Origin of the sequence: Pseudomonas syringae pv. coryli str. NCPPB 4273 (assembly GCF_000972175.1) — a bacterium.
Taxonomy (GTDB): domain Bacteria; phylum Pseudomonadota; class Gammaproteobacteria; order Pseudomonadales; family Pseudomonadaceae; genus Aquipseudomonas; species Aquipseudomonas syringae.
This window is the reverse complement of the sequence record NZ_AWQP01000017.1, coordinates 21,700-45,252: the sequence shown is the minus strand read 5'-3', so window position 1 is coordinate 45,252 and position 23,553 is coordinate 21,700. Positions and strand designations below refer to the sequence as shown.

The 23,553-nt window shown below is 59.9% G+C and carries 21 protein-coding genes; 16 read left to right on the top strand and 5 right to left on the bottom strand.

The features are described from left to right. Positions 1-57 precede the first annotated feature (57 nt). From P406_RS08610 to P406_RS08585, 6 genes are all read left to right on the top strand, one after another. A complete protein-coding gene (locus P406_RS08610; RefSeq protein WP_046235953.1) occupies positions 58-1,422 on the top strand; it encodes an aspartate aminotransferase family protein in 1,365 nt (454 codons plus the stop codon). Positions 1,423-1,565: 143 nt separating this feature from the next. Beyond that, entirely contained in the window at positions 1,566-2,663 is a 1,098-nt protein-coding gene (locus P406_RS08605) for a polyamine ABC transporter substrate-binding protein (RefSeq protein WP_046235952.1), read from the top strand. A 171-nt stretch (positions 2,664-2,834) separates the two neighbouring features. Then, on the top strand, positions 2,835-3,929 hold the full coding sequence (locus P406_RS08600) for a polyamine ABC transporter substrate-binding protein (protein ID WP_046235951.1): 1,095 nt from the start codon (positions 2,835-2,837) through the stop codon (positions 3,927-3,929). A 55-nt stretch (positions 3,930-3,984) separates the two neighbouring features. Next, complete coding sequence (gene potA, locus P406_RS08595) at positions 3,985-5,127, top strand: polyamine ABC transporter ATP-binding protein (protein ID WP_003420200.1); 1,143 nt, start codon at positions 3,985-3,987, stop codon at positions 5,125-5,127. Continuing rightward, the gene (locus P406_RS08590) at positions 5,124-6,044 is read left to right on the top strand and encodes an ABC transporter permease subunit (RefSeq protein ID WP_003372160.1); all 921 of its coding nucleotides are present in this window, start codon (positions 5,124-5,126) and stop codon (positions 6,042-6,044) included. The genes potA and P406_RS08590 overlap by 4 nt, the downstream gene beginning before the upstream one ends. Continuing rightward, a complete protein-coding gene (locus tag P406_RS08585) occupies positions 6,041-6,922 on the top strand; it encodes an ABC transporter permease subunit (RefSeq protein WP_046235950.1) in 882 nt (293 codons plus the stop codon). Before P406_RS08590 ends, P406_RS08585 begins: the two co-directional genes overlap by 4 nt. A 560-nt stretch (positions 6,923-7,482) precedes the next feature. On the opposite strand, the gene P406_RS08580 is transcribed toward P406_RS08585, so the two are convergent. Further along, positions 7,483-9,870, bottom strand: coding sequence for a penicillin acylase family protein (locus tag P406_RS08580; protein WP_046235949.1), 2,388 nt, complete (start codon positions 9,868-9,870; stop codon positions 7,483-7,485). Between the two features lie 269 nt (positions 9,871-10,139). Between P406_RS08580 and bipL the strand changes: the two genes are divergently transcribed. Continuing rightward, positions 10,140-11,081 (top strand): phospholipase BipL, encoded by a 942-nt coding sequence (gene bipL, locus P406_RS08575; protein WP_046235948.1) that lies wholly within the window; start codon positions 10,140-10,142, stop codon positions 11,079-11,081. Positions 11,082-11,096: 15 nt separating this feature from the next. Here bipL and P406_RS08570 read toward each other — a convergent pair whose 3' ends face one another. Continuing rightward, positions 11,097-11,849, bottom strand: coding sequence for a DUF2059 domain-containing protein (locus P406_RS08570; RefSeq protein ID WP_003413516.1), 753 nt, complete (start codon positions 11,847-11,849; stop codon positions 11,097-11,099). 141 nt (positions 11,850-11,990) lie between these two features. Here P406_RS08570 and P406_RS08565 point away from each other — a divergent pair, with 141 nt between their 5' ends. Both P406_RS08565 and P406_RS08560 read left to right on the top strand, forming a co-directional pair. Beyond that, on the top strand, positions 11,991-12,626 hold the full coding sequence (locus P406_RS08565; protein WP_003316482.1) for a 2OG-Fe(II) oxygenase: 636 nt from the start codon (positions 11,991-11,993) through the stop codon (positions 12,624-12,626). A gap of 138 nt (positions 12,627-12,764) precedes the next feature. Further along, entirely contained in the window at positions 12,765-13,202 is a 438-nt protein-coding gene (locus P406_RS08560; RefSeq protein ID WP_003420188.1) for a DUF4399 domain-containing protein, read from the top strand. A gap of 189 nt (positions 13,203-13,391) precedes the next feature. On the opposite strand, the gene serA is transcribed toward P406_RS08560, so the two are convergent. Further along, entirely contained in the window at positions 13,392-14,621 is a 1,230-nt protein-coding gene (serA, locus tag P406_RS08555; RefSeq protein WP_002555754.1) for a phosphoglycerate dehydrogenase, read from the bottom strand. A gap of 160 nt (positions 14,622-14,781) precedes the next feature. Between serA and P406_RS08550 the strand changes: the two genes are divergently transcribed. The 4 genes from P406_RS08550 to P406_RS08535 all read left to right on the top strand — a co-directional run bounded on the left by P406_RS08550 (position 14,782) and on the right by P406_RS08535 (position 19,066). Then, positions 14,782-16,176, top strand: coding sequence for a D-2-hydroxyglutarate dehydrogenase (locus P406_RS08550; protein ID WP_046235947.1), 1,395 nt, complete (start codon positions 14,782-14,784; stop codon positions 16,174-16,176). A gap of 66 nt (positions 16,177-16,242) precedes the next feature. Then, a complete protein-coding gene (locus tag P406_RS08545) occupies positions 16,243-16,908 on the top strand; it encodes a fumarylacetoacetate hydrolase family protein (protein ID WP_046235946.1) in 666 nt (221 codons plus the stop codon). 181 nt (positions 16,909-17,089) lie between these two features. Beyond that, positions 17,090-18,034 carry an SdiA-regulated domain-containing protein gene (locus P406_RS08540; RefSeq protein ID WP_046235945.1) on the top strand — a complete coding sequence of 315 codons (945 nt, stop codon included), beginning with the start codon at positions 17,090-17,092 and terminating at the stop codon, positions 18,032-18,034. 126 nt (positions 18,035-18,160) lie between these two features. Then, positions 18,161-19,066, top strand: a complete 906-nt coding sequence (locus P406_RS08535) for an SdiA-regulated domain-containing protein (RefSeq protein WP_046235988.1) — start codon at positions 18,161-18,163, stop codon at positions 19,064-19,066. A 45-nt stretch (positions 19,067-19,111) separates the two neighbouring features. Here the strand turns inward: P406_RS08535 and rpiA are convergent, their stop codons facing one another. Next, positions 19,112-19,783, bottom strand: coding sequence for a ribose-5-phosphate isomerase RpiA (gene rpiA, locus P406_RS08530; protein WP_003343875.1), 672 nt, complete (start codon positions 19,781-19,783; stop codon positions 19,112-19,114). Positions 19,784-19,943: 160 nt separating this feature from the next. On the opposite strand from rpiA, the gene ilvA reads away from it, so the two are divergent. Both ilvA and P406_RS08520 read left to right on the top strand, forming a co-directional pair. After that, positions 19,944-21,458 (top strand): threonine ammonia-lyase, biosynthetic, encoded by a 1,515-nt coding sequence (gene ilvA, locus P406_RS08525; RefSeq protein ID WP_046235944.1) that lies wholly within the window; start codon positions 19,944-19,946, stop codon positions 21,456-21,458. Between the two features lie 372 nt (positions 21,459-21,830). Continuing rightward, positions 21,831-22,259: a DUF2269 family protein gene (locus P406_RS08520; protein ID WP_003413504.1), complete on the top strand. Its 429-nt coding sequence runs from the start codon at positions 21,831-21,833 to the stop codon at positions 22,257-22,259. A gap of 13 nt (positions 22,260-22,272) precedes the next feature. Here P406_RS08520 and P406_RS08515 read toward each other — a convergent pair whose 3' ends face one another. Beyond that, a complete protein-coding gene (locus P406_RS08515; protein WP_046235943.1) occupies positions 22,273-22,929 on the bottom strand; it encodes a histidinol-phosphatase in 657 nt (218 codons plus the stop codon). 142 nt (positions 22,930-23,071) lie between these two features. Between P406_RS08515 and P406_RS08510 the strand changes: the two genes are divergently transcribed. Beyond that, positions 23,072-23,551 carry an RNA pyrophosphohydrolase gene (locus tag P406_RS08510; RefSeq protein WP_002555745.1) on the top strand — a complete coding sequence of 160 codons (480 nt, stop codon included), beginning with the start codon at positions 23,072-23,074 and terminating at the stop codon, positions 23,549-23,551. Positions 23,552-23,553 lie beyond the last annotated feature (2 nt).

Genomic DNA, 23,553 nt, shown 5'->3' with positions numbered 1-23,553 from the left:
GCCGCCGCGGTTGAGGCGCGGCGCTCTGCCAACTGACCTGATCAAAGGAAGTGCTGCATGAGTGCCAACAACCCGCAAACCCTCGAATGGCAGGCCCTGAGCAGCGAGCATCACCTGGCACCGTTCAGCGACTACAAACAACTAAAAGAGAAAGGCCCGCGCATCATCACCCGTGCCGAGGGCGTTTATCTGTGGGACAGCGAGGGCAACAAGATCCTCGATGGCATGTCCGGCCTGTGGTGCGTGGCCATCGGTTATGGCCGCGAAGAACTGGCCGACGCAGCCAGCAAACAGATGCGTGAGTTGCCGTACTACAACCTGTTTTTCCAGACCGCTCACCCGCCGGTGCTGGAACTGGCCAAGGCCATTTCCGAGATCGCACCGCAGGGCATGAACCATGTGTTCTTCACCGGCTCAGGCTCTGAAGGCAATGACACGATGCTGCGCATGGTTCGTCATTACTGGGCGCTGAAAGGCCAGCCGAACAAGAAAACCATCATCAGCCGTGTCAATGGCTATCACGGCTCCACCGTCGCCGGTGCCAGTCTGGGTGGCATGACCTACATGCACGAGCAAGGCGATCTGCCGATTCCAGGGGTGGTGCACATTCCCCAGCCCTACTGGTTCGGCGAAGGCGGCGACATGACGCCGGACGAATTCGGCATCTGGGCTGCCGAGCAACTGGAAAAGAAAATTCTCGAGCTGGGCGTCGAGAACGTCGGTGCATTCATTGCCGAGCCGATCCAGGGCGCAGGCGGTGTGATCGTCCCCCCCGATTCCTACTGGCCGAAGATCAAGGAAATCCTTTCCCGCTACGACATCCTGTTCGCCGCCGATGAGGTGATTTGTGGCTTCGGGCGTACCAGTGAGTGGTTCGGTAGCGATTTCTATGGCCTCAAGCCGGACATGATGACCATCGCCAAAGGACTGACCTCCGGTTACGTGCCGATGGGCGGCCTGATCGTGCGCGATGAAATCGTCGCGGTGCTCAATGAGGGTGGCGACTTCAATCATGGCTTTACCTACTCCGGGCACCCGGTGGCTGCGGCGGTCGCGCTGGAGAACATCCGTATCCTGCGCGAAGAAAAGATCGTCGAACGGGTCAGGTCGGAAACGGCACCGTATTTGCAAAAGCGTTTGCGTGAGTTGAGCGATCATCCGCTGGTGGGCGAAGTCCGCGGTGTCGGGCTGCTCGGGGCCATTGAACTGGTGAAGAACAAGACCACCCGCGAGCGTTACACCGACAAGGGCGCGGGAATGATCTGTCGAACCTTCTGCTTCGACAATGGCCTGATCATGCGGGCTGTGGGCGATACCATGATCATTGCGCCACCGCTGGTGATCAGTTTTGCGCAAATCGATGAGTTGGTAGAGAAGGCGCGCAAATGCCTGGATCTGACACTGGCGGTGTTGCAGGGCTGAAAACGCAGAAAAAAGCGTCGATTCAAGCGCAATGTGCATTGTTTGAAGGGGTTTCGGCTTGAAAGCCTGCCCAGGAAGTTGCCAGACTAATGGCTACACGCCGCTAACTGACGGTCAGTGATAAAAATACATTGGAGCTACGCATGAAAAAATTTGGCAAGACCCTTCTCGCGCTGTCCCTGATGGGCGTTGTGGCCACTGCTGCGCAGGCCGATGACAAAGTGCTGCACGTCTATAACTGGTCCGATTACATCGCGCCGGACACCGTTGCCAAATTCGAGAAAGAATCGGGCATCAAGGTGGTCTACGACGTTTTCGACAGCAACGAGACGCTTGAAGCCAAATTGCTCGCGGGCAAATCCGGCTATGACATCGTCGTGCCGTCCAACAACTTCCTGGCCAAGCAGATCAAGGCCGGTGTTTATCAGGAGCTGGACAAGTCCAAGCTGCCAAACTGGAAGAACCTCAACGAATCGCTGCTCAAGGCCGTGTCGGTCAGCGACCCGGATAACAAGCACGCATTCCCGTACATGTGGGGTTCGATCGGTATCGGCATCAACCCGGACAAGGTCAAGGCCGCTCTGGGTGCTGACGCGCCAGTCAATTCCTGGGACCTGCTGTTCAAGCCGGAGAACGCTGCCAAGCTGAAATCATGCGGCATCAGCTTCCTCGATTCGCCGACCGAAATGCTGCCGATTGCCCTGCATTACCTGGGCTACCCGACCGACTCTCAGGACAAGAAGCAGCTCGCCGAAGCTGAAGCGCTGTTCATGAAGATTCGTCCGTCGATTGGCTATTTCCACTCGTCCAAGTACATCTCGGACCTGGCCAACGGCAACATCTGTGTAGCGGTCGGCTACTCGGGTGATATCTATCAGGCCAAGTCCCGCGCTGCCGAAGCCGGTGGCAAGGTCAAAGTTGCTTACAACATTCCGAAAGAAGGCGCCGGCAGCTTCTACGACATGGTCGCCATTCCCAAGGATGCCGAAAACGTCGAGGGTGCCTACAAGTTCATGACCTTCCTGATGAAGCCGGAAATCATGGCCGAGATCACCAACGCCGTGCGCTTCCCGAACGGTAACGCGGCGGCTACGGCGCTGGTCGACAAGGAAATCACCAGTGACCCTGGCGTTTATCCACCTGCCGACGTACAGGCCAAACTGTATGCAATCGCTGACCTGCCTGCTGCTACGCAGCGAATGCTGACCCGCAGCTGGACCAAGATAAAGTCAGGTAAATAAGCCTGTCATCAAACCTGTGGATGCTGCGTAGCTTCGGCCGCGCAGCAGTCAGCAGACAGGAATATTGCCTAAACCTTTGCTGGTTGGGCTCATAGACGGTAAGTTGCGCGCCGGTTTGGTTTTCCGGACGCCCTCCGGCGCTCAGGCCCCTCTGTTAAAAGGACTCATTCTTTGTCTATTTCTATTCTTTCCAAAGCCTTGCTGGCGGCTGCCAGCCTGACACTGACCCTCAGTGCCCAGGCTGAGTCCACCGTGCATATTTATAACTGGTCCGATTACATCGGCAAGACCACCCTGGCCGACTTCGAAGCCACTACCGGCATCAAGCCGATGTACGACGTGTTCGACTCCAACGAAACCCTGGAAGCCAAGCTGCTGGCCGGACGCACAGGCTATGACGTGGTGGTGCCGTCCAATCACTTCCTCGGCAAGCAGATCAAGGCCGGTGCGTTCCAGAAGCTCGACAAGTCGCTGTTGCCCAACTACAAGAATCTTGACCCGGCGCTGCTCAAGCGCCTGGAGAAGAACGATCCGGGTAACCAGTACGCCGTGCCGTACCTGTGGGGTACCAACGGCATCGGTTACAACGTCGAGAAGGTCAAGGCGGCACTGGGCGTCGACAAGATCGACTCCTGGGCCGTGCTGTTCGAGCCGGAGAACATCAAGAAGCTCTCCAGCTGCGGCGTAGCGTTTCTCGACTCTGCCGATGAAATGTTGCCAGCGGTGCTCAACTACATGGGGCTGGACCCCAACAGCACCAAGGAAGCCGATTACAAGAAGGCCGAAGCCAAGCTGCTGGCGATTCGTCCTTACGTGACCTATTTCCACTCGTCCAAATACATCACCGACCTGGCCAATGGCGACATCTGCGTTGCCGCAGGTTTCTCGGGCGATGTGTTCCAGGCCAAGGCCCGTGCAGAAGAAGCGGGCAAGGGCGTGAAGCTCGCCTACAGCATTCCGAAAGAGGGCGGTAACCTGTGGTTCGACATGCTGGCGATCCCGGCGGACTCGAAGAACATCAAGGCGGCCAGTGCCTTCATCAACTACATGCTCGACCCCAAGGTGATCGCCAAGGTCAGCGATGAAGTCGGTTACGCCAACCCCAATCCCGCCTCCGGCGAGTTCATGGACCAGAGCATCCGTACCGATGAAGCGGTCTATCCGCCTCAGGAAGTGCTGGACCGCCTGTTCGTGAACAGCGAGTTGCCACCCAAGGTGCAACGTCTGATGACCCGCAGCTGGACCAAGGTCAAGTCGGGCAAATAAAAATCCAGCACCCGGCCATATGGGCCGGGTTGCCTACCTGTTGGGAGTTTCACCCATGGCAGTTGCCTCCGGCGCCTACAAGAAAGCCATCGAAGGCGGTCAGCAACCCAAAGAGGTGCTGGTCAAGATTGATCGGGTCACGAAAAAGTTCGACGAGACGATCGCGGTGGACGATGTGTCCCTGCAGATCAACAAGGGCGAGATCTTTGCCCTGCTTGGCGGCTCTGGCTCCGGCAAATCGACACTGCTGCGCATGCTGGCCGGGTTCGAACGGCCGACCGAAGGGCGCATCTACCTCGACGGTGTCGACATCACCGACATGCCGCCGTACGAACGCCCGATCAACATGATGTTCCAGTCCTATGCGCTGTTCCCGCACATGACCGTGGCGGACAACATCGCCTTCGGCCTCAAGCAGGACAAGCTGGGCAAGTCGGAAATCGAAGCCCGCGTGGCAGAGATGCTCAAGCTGGTGCAGATGACTCAGTACGCCAAGCGCAAGCCGCATCAGCTCTCCGGCGGTCAGCGTCAGCGCGTGGCCCTGGCCCGTTCGCTGGCCAAAAAGCCCAAGCTGTTGCTGCTCGATGAGCCGATGGGCGCGCTGGACAAGAAACTGCGTTCGCAGATGCAGCTGGAACTGGTGGAGATCATCGAGCGCGTCGGCGTGACCTGCGTGATGGTGACTCACGATCAGGAAGAGGCCATGACCATGGCCGAGCGTATCGCGATCATGCACCTGGGCTGGATCGCGCAGATCGGCAGCCCGATCGACATTTACGAGACTCCGACCAGCCGTCTGGTCTGCGAATTCATTGGCAGCGTCAACCTGTTCGAAGGTGACGTGATCGAAGACATGGAAGCCCATGCGCTGATCCGCAGCCCCGAGCTGGAGCGCAATATCTATGTCGGCCACGGCGTCAGTACGTCGGTGGAAGACAAGCACATCACCTACGCACTGCGTCCGGAGAAACTGCTGATCACCACCGAGCAGCCCGGCTTCGAATACAACTGGTCGCGCGGCAAGGTCCACGACATCGCCTATCTGGGCGGTCACTCGGTGTTCTACGTCGAGCTGCCGGGCGGCAAGCTGGTGCAGTCGTTCGTCGCCAACGCCGAGCGGCAGGGCGCACGGCCTACCTGGGGCGATGAAGTCTACGTCTGGTGGGAAGACGACAGCGGCGTGGTACTGCGCTCATGAAAATCCGCAAGATCAAGCGCGCGTTCGAGCGCATAAAGCCCAACGGGCGGCAGATGGTCATCGGCGTGCCGTTCCTCTGGCTGTTCCTGTTCTTTGCTCTGCCGTTTCTGATCGTGCTCAAGATCAGCTTCGCCGAGGCCGACGTCGCGATCCCGCCGTACACCGAAATCTTCAGCTACGCCGACGAAAAGCTGCAGATGGTCCTCAACTTCGCCAACTACACCTTGCTCAGTGGCGATGATCTGTACGTTTCGGCCTATCTGGGTTCGCTGAAGATGGCCTTCATCAGCACCTTGCTGTGCCTGCTGATCGGCTATCCGATGGCCTACGCCATCGCCAGCGCGCGCAAGGACCTGCAAACCGTGCTGTTGCTGCTGATCATGATGCCGACCTGGACGGCGATTCTGATCCGCGTCTACGCCTGGATGGGCATTCTCAGCAACAACGGGCTGCTCAATGCATTCCTGATGTGGCTGGGGCTGATCGACGCGCCGTTGCAGATCCTCAATACCAACCTGGCGGTGTACATCGGCGTTGTCTATTCCTACCTGCCATTCATGATCCTGCCGCTGTACGCCAACCTTGTGAAGCACGACACCAGCCTGCTGGAAGCTGCCTCCGACCTGGGCTCGAGCACCTTCAACAGCTTCTGGAAAATCACCGTGCCGCTGTCCAAGAACGGCGTGATCGCCGGCTGCATGCTGGTATTCATTCCGGTGGTGGGCGAGTTCGTGATTCCCGAGCTGCTCGGCGGCCCGGAAACCCTGATGATCGGCCGCGTGCTGTGGCAGGAATTCTTCAACAACCGTGACTGGCCGGTGGCTTCGGCGCTGGCGGTCATCATGCTGCTGGTGTTGATCGTGCCCATTATCCTGTTCAACCGCAGTCAGGCCAAAGAACTGGAGGGCAAGGCATGAACCGCTTTCGATTCTCGAACCTGATGCTGGTGCTGGGTTTGCTGTTCATCTATGCGCCGATGGTGATTCTGGTCATCTACTCGTTCAACGCCTCACAACTGGTGACGGTCTGGGGCGGCTGGTCGGTGAAGTGGTACGTCGGCCTGCTGGACAACTCGCAACTGATGGGCTCGGCGATGCGCTCATTGGAAATCGCCTGCTACACCGCCATTGCTGCGGTGGCGTTGGGGACCATGGCCGCGTTTGTGCTGACCCGCATCAGCCGCTTCAAAGGCCGCACGTTCTTTGGCGGGCTTGTCACAGCTCCTCTGGTAATGCCGGAAGTGATCACCGGTCTGTCGCTGTTGCTGTTGTTCGTGGCCATGGCGCAGTTGATCGGCTGGCCGCAGGAACGCGGCATCATGACCATCTGGATCGCGCACACAACGTTCTGTGCGGCCTACGTGGCGGTGGTGGTGTCGGCGCGCCTGCGTGAGCTGGACCTGTCGATCGAAGAAGCCGCAATGGACCTGGGCGCCCGTCCGTGGAAGGTGTTCTTGCTGATCACCATCCCGATGATCGCGCCATCGCTGGCAGCCGGGGGCATGATGTCCTTCGCGCTGTCGCTGGACGATCTGGTACTCGCCAGCTTCGTCTCCGGACCCGGTTCGACGACCTTGCCGATGGAAGTGTTCTCTGCCGTGCGTCTGGGTGTGAAGCCTGAAATCAATGCCGTGGCGAGCCTGATCTTGCTGGCCGTGTCGCTGGCGACCTTCCTGGTCTGGTTCTTCACCCGCCGCGCCGAAAACAACCGCAAGCGCGCGATCCAGCAAGCTATCGAGGAAAGCGCGGCAGACGCCTGGAAGCAGCCTGATCCGAGGCGTGCACCGGCGGCGTGAAGACCTGATCGTGCGCGATACACAAGTCAGCTCCTGATTCTGCCCTCCGGGCGTGGGAGCGAACTTGTTCGCGAAGATGTTGGTCGCAAGTCCGCTCTTGATTCTGCCCGCAGGGCGTGGGAGCGAGCTTGCTCGCGAACTGCCGGGGACCGGCAGCAAAACCAGCGACCTCGGTCGTGCCTGATGTACCGCACGTGACGGTTTCACTGTCGGTTCCCGACAGTTCGCGAACAAGTTCGCTCCCACGCCCTCCGGGCAGAAGCCCCATTTCCGCGCCCGGCGCAGAGAGTGTCGCTGCGCCCCCGGCACCAGCCTTAAAACCCCTGGAAGCAGCCTGATCGGGCGCGATACACAAGCCCGCTCTTGATTCTGCCCGCAGGGCGTGGGAGCGAGCTTGCTCGCGAACTGCCGGGGACCGGCAGCAAAACCAGCGACCTCGGTTGTGCCAGATGTACCGCACGTGACGGTTTCACTGTCGGTTCCCGACAGTTCGCGAGCAAGCTCGCTCCCACGCCCTCCGGGCAGAAGCCCCATTTCCGGGCCCGGCGCAGAGAATATCGCTACGCCCCCGGCACCAGCCGCAAAACGCCTTCCGTATGCTCGGCCACGTCCTTCTCGCTGAAGCGCTGCGGCAAGTATTCGCCGTTCACGAAGGCTTTGGCCTGATCGGAATAGTGCTTGTCGAACGGCACGCCGCTTTGTCCTACCGGGTTTATCCCCAGGCTGTGTGCCGGGTCGGCGAAGTCGATCAGGCGGCGGGTCGAGGGGCCGTAGCCGACTGGCCACGGGGCGGGGCGGATGCTCGACGACAGGTTGTTCGGCACTTCATGCGTGCCCGGCGCTGCATACGGGCCGACGTTGAAAATCATGTCCAGTGGCTTCTGCGAACCCAGCGGATGGCCTTGAGTCAGGGTATGCGCCTTGCCCCACACCCATTCATCCGGGTTGGTGCCGTACAGCGACCGCAAGTGCGAAACAGTTGCGCGCCAAGCCACCTTGACGGTGTTGGCACGGCTTTCTTCGTGGGGTGAATTGCGATTGTTCCACCACGGCGAATCGGCATCGGCGGCCAGGCGCGGCAGGGCGGCGTCCAGCACGCGGGTCGACAGCAGGGTTTCAAACATCGCGTCGCCCAATTCGTCGTGAAAGGTCTCTTCGGTCAGGTCGAACAGGAACTGATTGAACAGCGTGGCACCCACCGAATCGACGGGGTAATCGCCTTTCCAGCTGGCCAGTCGCTCCACGAGCACCCGTTCGTCCGGGTCGCTGACAACGCTGCGCAGTACCGGAATCAGTGGCCTGAGAATGCTCGGTGCATAGTCGGTCTGCGTGCCCAGTTGCAGCGCTTTGCTGGCGGCCAAGTCCCACTTGATGCTGGAGTCACTCAGTTGCCGGTTCAGCGCCTGGCCGCGTTCGGCCGGGTTGTAGTAGCCGGGAATCTGCATGCCGGTCGGCGACTGCGGCTGGAAGTTGGCTGACACGATGTAACCACGCGCCGGGTTTTCTTCGTGCGGGTTGGCGCTGAACGGGTAAAAGCCGAGCTTATCGGCCTGCGCCGTGCTGCCATCCAGAATGAAACCCGGGTTGACGCCCTGCGGACGGATCGGCAGTTGCGCCGCAGCCCACCAACCAATATCGCCCTTGGCGTTGGCCCAGACGATGTTGAGGCCCGGCGACTGAATCTTCTCGGCTGCGCTACGCATCTTGTCCAGTGTATCGGCGCGGTTGGCCTCGTAGAAACCGTCCAGCACCGGGTTGGCAGACGCCAGAAACGACCACCACATCGCGATAGGTGTCTGGCCGGCGTTCTTGCCCATCACGTTATTGACGATAGGGCCGTGCGGCGATTCCAGTAGCGTCAGTGTGACCGGGGCCTGGCCCTTGACGGCGATCTGCTGCTCGGTGCGTTTCATGTCCGCCCATTGCCCGTGGTACCAGACCTGATTCGGGTTATCCGGGTTGGTCTTCTCGGCAATCAGGTCCACGTCATCGTTCTGGAACATGGTCAGGCTCCAGCCGAAATCCATGTTGTGGCCCATCAACGCGAACGGGTTGAGTGCAGGAAAGTGCCCGTACAGCTCGAAGCCCGGCGCAGACAGCTGCGCTTCGTACCATATCGAAGGTACCGAGAAGCGAATGTGCGGGTCACCCGCCAGGATCGGCTTGCCGCTTTGCGTACGGCTGCCGGAAATTACCCAGGCGTTGCTGCCTTCGAATTGCGGCAGACCAGCGTCTTCAAGCGCCTTGTGACTCAACTGCGCCAGCTGATTCAGGCCCTTCCAGTCGGCGTCGGCCAGTGCCGGTTTCGAGTCGAGCATGCCGTCCGGGTGCCAGTCCAGATCGAAGACTTTCAAGTACTCCGGCCCAAGCTGATCGCGCACGTAGGTCAGCAGCGGCTCGGTTCTGAACGCCGCGGCAAAACTGTAAGCCAGATAGCCGGCGATGCTGACCGTATCCTCTGTGGTGAAGCGCCGTCTGGGAATGCCCAGTGCGTCGAACTCCATCGGCCTTGCGTGGGTGTCCTGATACTGGTTGATGCCATCGATGTAGGCTTCCAGCGCTTTCCAGGTCGGGGTGTTCTTGTCCTGGCGTGCGACATACGCGTCCGCGTGTTCGCGAATGCGCAGGGTGCGAAACAGTTTGTCGGTCTCGACCAGATTCGGCCCGAGTACCTCCGCCAGCTCGCCACGTGCCAGGCGACGCAGCATTTCCATCTGGAATAGCCGGTCCTGAGCATGGGCATAGCCCAGCGCACGGTAAAGGTCGGCTTCGTTCTCGGCGCGGATGTGCGGCACGCCACGCTCGTCGTAGCGCAGGGTGACGGGGGCCTGAAGACGGCTCATGGCGATCTCGCCGTCGCGTACCGGCAACTTGCTATTTACGTACCAGCCCGCGACACCTGCAAGCAGGGCGATGATGATGGCTAGAATGAAGAGGCTGCGTTTCATCCGGTTTCTCTGTAAATGGCGTAGGCAGGAATGGAGACTATCGTTGTGACGCAGTTGACTCGATGAAACCCGGCACAAGAGCCGTTTGAAGCGGCTTCAGGGCGAATTCGGGCAGGTGAGCTCGCGAGCATTGCCCAGTGTGCAGACAGTAATGTGCACGTTCAATGACAGATGTCTGCGATTACAGCGGCTTAGCTTGCCATGCCGTGGCAGACAGAAGAATATCGTTACACAACTTTACGAGCCATTTGTTGAAATCTGGAAACCACATGTCCGCCACGTTCGACCCCGATAACCTGCGTGCCAGCCTGCTGCCGCTGAGCGTTATTGATCCGCTTTCCATGGAAGGACTGGCCTATCAGCGCTTCTACGGTCTTGCCGGACTGTGTGGCGAGAACGTCATACGCAGCTGGCTGGGGCGCCTCGATGTGGCGGGCTACGAGGTGGTCGGGCAGGTCTGGCTGCCTGACAGCCCGGTCGCCACGCTGTTTCTGTTTCACGGCTTCTATGACCACATGGGGCTGTACCGGCATGTGATCGAGTGGGCTCTGGAGCAGGGCTTTGCCGTGATCGCCTGCGACCTGCCGGGGCATGGTCTGTCGAGCGGCAGCCGTGCTTGTATCAATGACTTCGCCGAGTACCAGTTGGTGTTGCAACGCCTGCTGCTCGAAGCCGAAGGCCTTGGGCTGCCACATCCCTGGCACCTGTGCGGACAAAGCATGGGCGGTGCCATCGTGACGGATCACCTGCTTCATCAGGGGGCAGACTCGCCCGCGCAGGGGGAGGTGATCCTGCTGGCGCCGCTGGTCAGGCCGCGCGCCTGGGGCTGGTCGCGTCTGAGTTATCACCTGCTCAAACCGTTCGTGAACGGCATTGCCCGCCGTTTCACCGAAAACTCCAATGCACCCGCGTTCCTGCCTTTTCTGATGGCCGATCCGTTACAGCCGCTGCGACTGCCCACGGCCTGGGTCGGCGCGCTGGCGCAATGGATCGTGCGTGTTGAAAGCGCGCCGCGCAGCCTGCGCAGCCCGCTGATCATCCAGGGCGAGGCGGACATGACGGTCGACTGGTCGCACAATCTGGCGATCCTGAAAGACAAGTTCAGCCAGCCGCAGATTCTGATGCTCGGGCACGCCCGGCATCATCTGGCCAACGAAACGCCAGAGCTGCGGGCTCGGTACTTTGATTTTCTGAAAGGGCGCTTGCGCTAGGCGTTCTGGTGACGATCAGGGATTGAGGCTCGACGCACTCTGCCCGACGGCTAGGCCGGCACGAATCGCGGCCAGAGCGGCCTGGTAATAGGCTTTGCCTTCCGGCGACTCGGCGAAGGTCGAGAATTCTTCGAGCTCAGGGTCCGACAGGTCGCGATAGACGTACAGCAGCGTGTTGTTCAGATCAGCACTCATCTGCGCCATCAGGCGCTCGCGCTGGCCTTCGAGCATGCCCTGCGCCTGGCCTCCACCGAGCAGGCCGGGAATCATCTGGCTCAGGCTGTCTGCGGCAACGCCTGCGATGGCAAGGCTGACTTCCGCGCCGGCCTCTCTGGCAGGCAGCGCCTGGGCCAGATGGCCGATCAACAACTGACGCGTTGCATCCGCTTCGATATGTGGCAGCCCCTGGGCATGTTTGGCCAGCTGATCGGCGCGGGTGGCGGTCAGCTCGGCATTGACGATCTTGCGGCCCAGCGGCGACTGGAAAAACTGCAGCGACGGGGCAGGGTCCTTGAGGCTTTCACGCAGGCGCTTCGAGGCGCGCTGGTCCATGGCCTGGGGGGCGAAACGCTGATTGCTGTTGTTGACCAGCGCTTGATAAACCGCAGGCGGCAGGTTGTTGCTGTAACGCTGTTGGGCAGCTTTGAGGGCATCGTTGAAATGCGCGCGCTGTTCCGGCCAGCCTGCAGACTTGTACAACTGATCGTAGCTGTCTGCCCAGGCAGGTGAGGTGCAGAACATCAACAGCAAAACAAACAAACGACGCATTGGGGACTCCTGTCGGCAGGCCGCTATTCTCCCGGTGTTAGCGTGGATTTGTCGAGTTATGAGTGCCTTCGGTGAATGAAATCTCATGCGTGTGATACCGCATGTATAAGCCTCTGTCCGATTTCAGGGCTTATGGATACTATGCACGCCATGCGCATACCCTCTGACCACCCACTGCTGTTACGAATCGTCGACGATCTGGCCGCCAACGGCTGGTCGCAGCAGAATATTTTCCTGCCCGAAGCTCTGACTCTGGAACTTGAGCAAGAGTGCCGCAAACGTGCGGCCGAAGGCGAGCTCGAGCCTGCCGCGATTGGCAAGGGAACCGCGCTGGAAATACGCGAGGGGATTCGTGGCGACCGCATTCAGTGGCTCGAGCCGGGGCAGGTGCAGTGCTGCGACCGCTATCTTGAGCTGATGGACAGTTTGCGTCAGGCGCTCAATCGCGGCCTTTTCCTCGGGCTGGAAGATTACGAAAGCCATTTCGCACTGTATCCGCCAGGTGCCCGCTACCTCAGGCATGTGGATCGATTCCGCGATGACGACAGGCGCATGGTGTCGGCGGTGCTCTACCTCAACAACGCCTGGCTGCCCGAGCACGGCGGTCAGTTGCGCATGTACCTCAAGGACGAGGTGGCTTACGACGTTCAGCCTACAGGCGGCTGCCTGGTGGTCTTTCTGTCCGGCGAAATTCCCCACGAAGTTATGCCCGCCAGTCGTGATCGCCTGTCACTGACGGGATGGTTCAGACGCCGGGGTAACGAGCTGTTCCAGTGACCTGCAGGCTGCGTTCATGAAAACAGTTTCATCAACGCAATGAGCCATTGAGCCTGGCTGCGGTCTATCGTGAGCACTCCTGACCCGACGGATTCGTCGTGTGAGGGTCGACTTACGCCAACTGCAGCCGGAGCAATCATGAAATCCTTATTTTCTGGAACGATGGTCGCCGGCCTGTTGCTCAGCGCATCCATGCTGGCCAGCGCCGCCGATATACCACGCACCGCAGCCCCTGAAGGCGCCGAGGTGTACATCATCTCGCCCAAGGACGGTGAAACGGTCACTTCACCGTTCAAGGTGCAATTCGGCCTCAAGGGCATGGGCGTCGCGCCTGCGGGTGTCGATGTACCCGAGACCGGTCACCATCACCTGCTGATCGACGTGAAGGACCAGCCGTCGATGAATGCACCGCTACCTGTCAGCGACAACATCCGCCACTTCGGCAAGGGCCAGACCGAAACCGAAATCAACCTGCCGCCGGGCCAGCACACCCTGCAATTGCTGATGGGCGACAAAGGCCACATGCCGCTGAACCCTTCGGTCGAGTCGAAGAAGATCACCATCAATGTGAAGTAGGGCTATCAGTGCTGGTGTGACGCAGAGCGTCACGAACGGCATTCCCACGCTGGAGCGTGAGGAACGATTATCGCAACTATCGTGCGACGCAGAGCGTCGTGAACTGCATTCCCATGCTGGAGCGTGAGGAACGATAGGTGCCCGCAAGAACATCGCTCGTGCCCACACGGGGTGGGCACGGCGCTCAGATCAGAACAACACGCGGCTGCGGATGGTGCCTTTGATCTGTTGCAGCTTGGCCTGGGCGAGGTCGGAGTATTCGGCGTCGACGTCGATGACCACGTAGCCGACTTTCTCGTTGGTCTGCAGGAACTGACCGGAGATGTTGATACCGTTTTCGGCGAAGACCTTGTTGATCTCGCTGAGCACGCCCGGGATGTTTTCGTGGATGTGCAGCAGGCGGTGCTTGCCAGGGTGCGCAGGCAGCGCCACTTCCGGGAAGTTGACCGAGGACACCGACGTACCGTTGTCGCTGTACTTGACCAGTTTTTCCGCCACTTCCAGACCGATGTTGGCCTGCGCTTCGGCTGTGGAGCCACCGATGTGCGGCGTCAGGATCACGTTGTCCAGACCGCGCAGCGGGCTTTCGAAGATGTCGTCGTTCGAGCGCGGCTCGACCGGGAACACGTCGATGGCGGCGCCGATCAGGTGCTTGTCCTTGATGGCGTCAGCCAGTGCGTCCAGCTCGACCACCGTGCCACGCGCAGCGTTGATCAGGATGCTGCCCTTCTTCATCGCGCGGATTTCTTTCTCGCCGATCATCCACTGGGTTTCCGAGGTTTCCGGAACGTGCAGGGTGACGATATCGGACATGCCCAGCAGCTCGTTCAGGCTCGACACCTGAGTGGCGTTGCCCAGCGGCAGCTTGGTCAGCGTGTCGTAGAAGTACACCTGCATGCCCAGACCTTCAGCCAGCACCGACAGCTGCGTACCGATCGAGCCGTAACCGATGATGCCCAGCTTCTTGCCACGGATCTCGAAGGAGTTGGCCGCGCTCTTGATCCAGCCGCCACGGTGGCAGGAAGCGTTCTTCTCGGGGATACCGCGCAGCAGCAGGATGGCTTCGGCCAGCACCAGTTCGGCGACCGAACGGGTATTGGAGTAGGGCGCATTGAACACTGCGATACCGCGCTCGCGCGCCGCGTTCAGGTCAACCTGGTTGGTGCCGATGCAGAAGCAGCCGACCGCAACCAGTTTCTTGGCGCAATCGAACAGCTCTTCGGTCAACTGAGTACGGGAGCGGATACCGATGAAATGGGCGTCGGCGATCTTTTCTTTCAGTTCGGCTTCCGGCAGAGACTTGGTGTGGTACTCGATGCTGGTGTAACCGGCTGCCTTGAGGACGTCGACAGCGGATTGGTGGACGCCTTCGAGAAGAAGGAACTTGATCTTGCTCTTGTCGAGGGAAGTCTTGCTCATCTGCGTAAACCTGTGTCCCGAAGAAAATTGGCAGGGGGTGGCCGGATCGGCTCTGGGCACGACTCGCGGGGGGCGTATGCTAGCATATGAGCCCCGCGAAACCTCATCCCGAACGTGAACCGTTCTCAGGATGCCCATGAATCGTTCGAGAGTTGATTCAATGACCAATCGCGTTTTGATTGATGAGCTGCAGACCCTGGTTGACCTTGGCAAGGTACTCACTGATGCCGGCTCTCTGGAGACGTACGGCAAGGACTGGACCAAGCAGTTCACCCCCGCGCCACTGGCCATCGTATTCCCCAAGACCACCGAACAGGTGCAGGCCATCGTGCGCTGGGCCAATGAGCGGCTCGTGGCGCTGGTGCCTTCGGGTGGACGAACCGGGCTTTCGGCGGCCGCGGTGGCCGCCAACGGTGAAGTGGTCGTCTCGTTCGATTACATGAACCAGGTGCTGGATCTGAATCTCACCGACCGCACGGCGGTCTGTCAGCCTGGCGTGATCACCCGGCAATTGCAGGCACTGGCTGAAGAAAACGGTCTTTATTACCCGGTCGACTTCGCTTCTTCGGGCTCCAGTCAGATTGGCGGCAATATCGGCACCAATGCAGGCGGCATCAAGGTCATTCGCTACGGCATGACGCGCAATTGGGTCGCTGGCCTCAAGGTGGTCACCGGCAAGGGCGACCTGCTTGAGCTGAACAAGGACCTGATCAAGAACGCCACCGGCTACGATTTGCGCCAGTTGTTCATCGGTGCCGAAGGTACGCTGGGCTTTGTCGTCGAAGCGACCATGCGCCTCGACCGTGCGCCGAAGAACCTCACCGCGATGGTGCTGGGCACCTCGGACTTCAACTCGATCATGCCGGTGCTGCATGCCTTTCACGGCAAGCTCGACCTGACCGCCTTCGAATTCTTCTCGGACAAATCCTTCGCCCGCGTCATGGCGCGCGGTGATGTGCCGTCGCCTTTCGACACGCCGTGCCCGTTCTACGTGTTGCTGGAATTCGAAGCGACCACCGAAGACCTCGCCGATCAGGCGCTGGCGACTTTCGAGCACTGCGTCGAGCAGGGTTGGGTGCTGGACGGCGCGATGAGCCAGAGCGAACAGCAAATACGCAACCTGTGGAAGCTGCGCGAGTACATCTCCGAAACCATCTCGCATTTCACGCCGTACAAAAACGATATCTCGGTCACTGTCTCGAAAGTGCCGGAGTTTCTGGCTGAAATCGATGCCATCGTTGCCGAACACTATCCGGACTTCGAAGTGCTCTGGTACGGCCACATTGGCGACGGCAACCTGCACCTGAACATCCTCAAGCCCGAGAGCCTCGACAAGGACGAGTTCTTCGTCAAATGTGCCCGGGTCAACAAGTGGGTGTTCGAGACCGTCGAAAAGTACAACGGCTCGATTTCGGCCGAGCATGGCGTCGGGATGACCAAGCGTGACTATTTGACGTACAGTCGCTCGCCGGTCGAAATCGAATACATGAAGGCGTTGAAAGCGGTGTTCGATCCCAACGGGATCATGAATCCCGGCAAAATCTTCGCCGTTTGATCCGTCGCAACCATTTGATCCGTCGCAACAATAAGCAGGCTACCTCTTACAGCCTCAGGAGACGTCATGAGCTACCAGCACAAATATGTCGATGGCACCAACATTCACTTCCCGCTGGGTAAAGTGGTCTGCATCGGGCGTAACTACGCCGAACACGCCAAGGAACTGGGCAACGCGGTGCCTACCGAGCCGCTGCTGTTCATGAAACCCGGCAGCGCGGTGGTTGCGCTGGAGGGTGGCTTCACCATCCCGGCAGACCGCGGTTCGGTGCATTACGAAGCCGAGATCGTGGTGTTGATCGGCAAGCCCCTGAGCAAGAACCCTTCGCGCGAAGAAGTACTCGACGCGATCAGCGGCTTTGCGCCTGGTCTGGACCTGACGCTGCGTGACGTCCAGTCTCGTCTGCGTGAGAAAGGCCTGCCGTGGGAGCTGGCCAAGTGTTTTGACGGCGCTGCGGTGATCCCGCCGTTCGTGCCCGCCGAGACCTTCCCTGATCTGGAGGACATCGGTATCCGCCTGATCCTCAATGGCAAGGTGGTTCAGGACGGCAACAGCAACATGATGCTCAACCCAATCGTGCCGATGATCCAGCACATGGCAGCCAACTTCTCGCTGCAGGCCGGCGACTTGATCATGACCGGCACGCCTGCCGGTGTCGGGCCGTTCGAAGCCGGCGACCAGATCGCTCTGGAACTGGTCGGGCAGACGCCTTTCGAGAGCGTCGTCAGGTAAGCCGACAGCCTTTCAGGCAGCGCCCAAAGCCACACGGGATCACTCTCGGGTGGCTTTTGTTTGTGGGGTGACTGATAGTCCAGTCGGTTTTGCGTTTTTTTCACACCTGTTCTGGATAATCCGGCCGTCCCTGCAAGGGCACCACGTCGTCATGAAGTCTCATTTGCTCAGGAACACATGAATGGCCAGTACTGCCGCAACGCCGCCTCGTACCAAAAAACGCTTCGCTTACCTGCGCAACATGCGCTGGTATTCGTGGTTGTTAATGGTTGCATTGCTGGGCTATGGGCTGGCGTTCATCATGCATTGGGATGACCGCGCGCTGCTCTGGTTTCAGGAGCGGTTCGAGAGCAAGGCAGGTCGCCACGCCAGCATCTGGCTGCCGGACTACCATGTCGATATCGACGCCAAGGTGCTGCCAGGCATGGAGAAGGACGAGGCGTCGGACCTGTCCTATAACCCGGTGACCAAAACGCTGTTTGCGGTCATGGGCAAAAATGCGTTTCTGGTGGAGCTGACGCTCACGGGCGATGTACTGCGCAAGATCCCGCTGATGGGCTGGAGCAATCCCGAAGGCGTTGCCGTCATGAACGATGGCCTGATTGCGATCACTGACGAGCGCCAGCACAAGTTGACCATCGTTAAAGTGAACGCCGACACCACCACCCTGAACATCGCGGATTTCCCCCAGTATGAACTCGGCAAGTCCGCCAACCAGAATAAGGGCTTCGAAGGCATCGCCTGGGACCCGCAGCGTCAGCAGCTGATACTGGGCGAGGAGCGACCTCCCGCGCTGTACACCTGGAAAAGTAATGGCAGCGACGTGCTGACAGGCGACAAGCAGCCGCTACCCAGTCGCTCGCTGGACATGCGCAATCTGTCCTCGCTGAGCATCGACCCGCGCACGGGCCACATGCTCGCGCTGTCTGCCGATTCGCACATGTTGCTGGAAGTCGATGATCAAGGCGAGCAGGTGAGCTTCATGACATTGTTGGGCGGCATGAACGGTTTGAAGGATACAATTCCGCGCGCTGAAGGCGTGGCCCTCGATGAGGCCGGTACGCTGTACATGGTCAGCGAACCGAACCTGTTCTATTCGTTTCACAGGGCGCTTCGCAAGCACTGAGCCAGGACGGCAGCTACACAGGTCGCCGATACACATTCGGCAAACATATAGCACCATGCCATTAAGCTTGCTTTCAGGATGGCATGGTATCAATCCCGTCCGCTCAATCTGTCCGAGTCACCCTTCATGCGTCGCTCTACTCGCTCTTTAGTCCTGCTTCTGGCCCTTGTACCCCTGATCGTCGTATTCGTGATCGCCAATCAGCGATACCGCTATGTTGAAAGCGCCTTGTTCGACTGGCAGGTGTTCTGGCAGTCCGACTCGCTTCAGTCCATTGGTCTGGATCAGTACCGCGTCGTCACCGAAGCACAGGTGATCGACGGGTTGCAGGATGATGTCTCGGGCCTGAGCTACGACCCGGACCGCAAGAGCCTGTTTACGGTGACCAACCAGAATCCCGAGCTGGTCGAGCTGAGCCTGGACGGTCGTGTGCTGCGGCGCATTCCGCTGGTGGGCTTCGGTGATGCCGAGGCCGTCGAATACATCAGCCCGGGCACTTACGTGATCAGCGATGAGCGCCGGCTCCGGCTGATTCAGATTCACGTCGATGACAACACCAAAAGTCTGGACGCCGCCCAGGCCGAACAATTGACGCTGGGCATCACCGCCAGCGGCAACAAGGGCTATGAAGGGCTGGCCTATGATTCGGTCGGCAAGCGCCTGTTTGTCGCCCGCGAGCGTGATCCGGTGCAGATCATCGAGGTGCGCGGCTTTCCCAAGACCAACTCCGAGGCTCCCGGCAATCTGCAGGTCATCTCCAACAGCAAGCGCGATGGCCGACTGTCGGTTCGTGACCTCTCCAGCCTGCAATTCGATGAGACCAGCGGCCATTTGCTGGCGTTGTCCGATGAGTCGAAGCGCATTCTTGAACTCGACACCAGCGGTCATCCGATTGGCAGCGGATCGCTGGCAAAAGGGGCGATGGGGCTGAGCAAGGGTGTGCCGCAGGCGGAAGGGATGGCCATGGATGCGCAGGGGACGTTGTATCTGGTGAGCGAGCCGAACCTGTTTTACGTGTTCCGCAAGCCTTGAGCCTGTGAGGGTCATGCCCACCTTGCGTGGGCATGACCGGTTTTATCAGCGCGTCAGGGTTTTCACGCCTTCGGTGGTGCCCAGCAGCAACAGGTCGGCCGGACGGGCGGCGAACAGGCCGTTGGTGACCACGCCGACGATGGCGTTGATCTGCGCTTCCAGCTCCACCGGGTTGGTAATGCTCATGTTGTGCACATCAATGATGATGTTGCCGTTGTCGGTCAGAACACCTTCGCGATAAACCGGGTCGCCGCCCAGTTTCACCAGTTGCCGCGCAACGTGGCTGCGGGCCATCGGAATGACTTCGACCGGCAGCGGGAATGCGCCCAGCACCGGCACCAGCTTGCTGCCGTCGGCGATGCAGATGAAGGTCTTGGCCACCGCCGCGACGATTTTCTCGCGAGTCAGTGCCGCGCCGCCGCCCTTGATCAGGTTCAGGTGCTCGTCGCTTTCGTCGGCGCCGTCGACATAGAACTCCAGATCGCTGACCGTGTTCAGCTCATAGACCGGAATGCCGTGCGCCTTGAGGCGCGCCGCAGTGGCTTGCGAACTGGCGACAGCGCCGTCAAAGGCGGCCTTGTGCTTGGCCAGTGCGTCGATGAAGCAATTGGCCGTGGAGCCGGTGCCGACGCCCACAATGCTTTTGTCATCGAGCTTCGGAAGGATGAAGTCGACAGCTGCCTGAGCGACTGCCTGTTTGAGTTGATCCTGGGTCATGCGGGCTCCACGGTGCCTGATGTAGGTAGAAGAGGGGGATGCAAAAAGGCCCGCATTATAGCGGCGACTGCGCCGCAAAGCCCTGTCATTCGTATGGTCGTCTTTCGGTGCGCAGAGTAGACTTCCCGACCTTGCCCGCTTCGTCAGTGATGCCACCCCGATGCTTGAACAGTACGTCAAGAAAATCCTCACCTCGCGCGTCTACGACGTTGCCATCGAAACGCCGCTGCAAGGCGCTCGTCAGCTGTCCGAACGGCTGGGCAATCAGGTGCTGCTCAAGCGCGAAGACCTGCAGCCGGTGTTCTCGTTCAAGATTCGCGGGGCGTACAACAAGCTCGCGCAATTGCCCGCAGAGCAGACTGCACGGGGCGTGGTGACGGCATCGGCGGGCAATCATGCCCAGGGCCTGGCGCTGGCGGCACGCGAGCTGGGCATCAAGGCGACCATCGTCATGCCGCGCACCACGCCGGAGATCAAGGTCGAGGGTGTGCGCTCGCGGGGTGCCACCGTGGTGCTGCACGGCGATTCGTTCCCGGAAGCGCTGGCTTACTCGCTGAAGCTGGTCGACGAACAAGGTTTCGTTTACATCCATCCGTATGACGACCCTGACACCATCGCCGGGCAAGGCACTGTGGCGATGGAGATTCTTCGTCAGCAACCGGGCCAGCTGGATGCGATCTTTGTCCCGGTCGGGGGCGGCGGTCTGATTGCCGGTATCGCGGCCTATGTGAAATACCTGCGCCCGGAGATCAAGATCATCGGCGTCGAGCCGGACGACTCCAACTGCCTGCAGGCGGCGATGGCCGCCGGGGAACGCGTGGTGCTGAGCCAGGTCGGGCTGTTTGCCGATGGCGTGGCGGTCGCGCAGATCGGCCATCACACCTTCGAAGTGTGCCGCCATTATGTCGATGAAGTGATCACCGTCAGCACCGACGAAATCTGCGCGGCGATCAAGGACATCTACGACGACACCCGTTCGATCACCGAGCCGTCCGGCGCGCTGGGCGTGGCCGGGATCAAGAAGTATGTCGAGCAGCGCGGCGTCAGCGGCCAGACGCTGGTGGCGATTGATTCAGGCGCCAACGTCAACTTCGACCGTTTGCGTCACGTGGCCGAGCGTGCAGAGCTGGGCGAAGGTCGCGAGGCGATCATTGCCGTGACCATCCCCGAACAACCGGGCAGCTTCAAGGCATTCTGCGAGGCCATCGGCAAGCGGCAGATCACCGAATTCAACTACCGCTATCACACCGATCGCGAGGCGCACATCTTCGTCGGCGTGCAGACCCATCCCGAGAACGACCCGCGCAGCGCCCTGATCGCCAGCCTGACCGGGCAAGGCTTCCCGGTGCTGGACCTGACCGACAACGAACTGGCCAAACTGCACATCCGTCACATGGTTGGCGGGCATGCCGAGCGCGTCGACGATGAAGTGGTGCTGCGCTTCGAGTTCCCGGAACGACCGGGCGCGCTGTTCAACTTCCTCAACCGCCTGGGCGGTCGCTGGACCATCTCGATGTTCCACTACCGCAACCACGGCGCAGCCGATGGCAGGGTGGTTGCTGGATTGGTAGTGCCGGAGGATGAGCGGCATCTGGTCGGCGCTGCGCTGGATGAGATTGGTTACCGGTATTGGGACGAAAGCGAGAACCCGGCGTACAGGCTGTTTCTGGGCTGAGGCCGTGGATATCTCTCGTTCCTCACGCTCTGCGTCGCAAGAGGACGCGGAGCGTCCAGACCGGCATGCCCACGCGGAGCATGGGCACGATAGTGTTATCCCTGACGACTATCGTTCCTCACGCTCCAGTGGAATGCAGTCCAGAACGGCATATCCACGCGGAGCATGGGTAAGATGGTGATCTGACTGACGACTATCGTTCCTCACGCTCCAGCGTGGGAATGCAGTTCACGACGCTCTGCGTCGCAAGAGGACGCGGAGCGTCCAGACCGGCATACCCACCGGAGCATGGGCGCGATAGCGCTTAAGGCACGACTCTTGTGTCCACACTGCTAAACTCACCCAAGCCCGATTCCAGAGGAACACCGCGTCATGGAACCCATCACCACCCTCAATACCCTGCACATCGTCGCCATCGCGTTGTTGCTGATCAGCGCGCTGGTGCTGGCCAGCGGGGTGGTCAAGGTGCGTCTTGAAGGCGACACGACCGTGCAGAATCGCCTGCTCAAGCGGCCGTTGCTGTTTTTCTGGGTGTTGATGGCCGTTTGCCTGGCGACGCTGCCGTTCAGTGGCTGGTGGCTGGTGCATTTGAAAGGCCTGTCACTGGGCCAGACCTGGGTACTGGGCAGCAGCGTGCTTTACACCCTGGGGCTGTGCAGTTGGGTCTGGCTGGTGGCCAGGCTCAATCGGTTGCGTCTTGGTGCCAAAGGCGGCAAGCGCGGCTTTACCCTGGCGCTGATGGTGATCAGCGTCGTGTGCTTCGTGGTGATGGCCGGTCTGACAGGCTTCAAACCGGCCTGAGTATTGCCAGCACTCAGTGACGCAGGGTAATCACCGGCCAGCCGCGTCGCTCGGCTTCGGCACGCAATTTATCGTCCGGATCGACCGCAACCGGATTGGCCACCTGCTCCAGCAGAGGCAGGTCGTTCATCGAGTCACTGTAGAAATAGCTGTCCTCGAGGCTGAACGCGTTGTCTTCCAGCCACTGATTGAGGCGTGTCACCTTGCCTTCACGGAAGCAGGGCACACCTGTGGTGCGGCCGGTATAGCGTCCATCCGCCATCTCGCATTCGGTCGCCAGCAGGGTATCGATCCCCAGTTGCGCCACGATAGGTGCGGTCACAAAGCGGTTGGTGGCGGTGATCACCACCAGCTTGTCGCCGGCCTCGCGGTGCTTGGCGATCAATTCCAGCGCCTTGGGCAGCATGATTGGTTCGATGCAATCGCGCATGAACTCGCGATGCCACTGCTCGAGCTGCGCCATGTCAGTGTTGCCCAGAATCTCCAGAGTAAAATTCAGGTAGTCGGTCATGTTCAGCGTGCCGGCCAGGTAATCCTGATAGAACTCGTCGTTGCGGGTCTTGTAGGTCGCGGCATCAAGGATCCCGCGCCGGCACAGGTAATCGCCCCAGGCGTGATCGCTGTCGCCGCCCAGAAGGGTGTTGTCGAGGTCGAATAAAGCCAGGCGCATAGGGTTACTCGCTGAAATAGTTGAAAAAAGAGCCCCAGAATACGAGGTTTTCACAAGTCTTCACATAAGGTGATAAGCCTCGTTGCTGGTTTGATCGCCTTTGTGGAACAATGCGGCGACATGCGTTTGCGAGGTTGTTGCCGTGATCGACCCCGATGGTTTCCGTCCTAATGTCGGGATTATTCTGACAAACGATGCTGGTCAGGTCCTATGGGCTCGGCGTATTAACCAGGATGCCTGGCAGTTTCCTCAAGGGGGTATCAACCCGCAGGAGACGCCGGAAGACGCGCTTTATCGCGAATTGAATGAAGAAGTCGGTCTGGAACGACATGACGTGCAAATACTTGCCTGCACTCGGGGCTGGTTGCGCTATCGTCTGCCGCAAAGACTGGTCCGTACCCACAGCCAGCCGCTGTGTATCGGCCAGAAGCAAAAATGGTTTCTCCTGCGCCTGATCTCCAACGAGCAGAGGGTGCGGATGGATTTGACCGGTAAACCGGAGTTCGATGGCTGGCGCTGGGTCAGTTATTGGTATCCGTTAGGCCAGGTGGTGACATTCAAGCGCGAGGTGTATCGACGCGCACTCAAAGAGCTTGCCCCGCGCCTCTTATCGCGCGACTGACA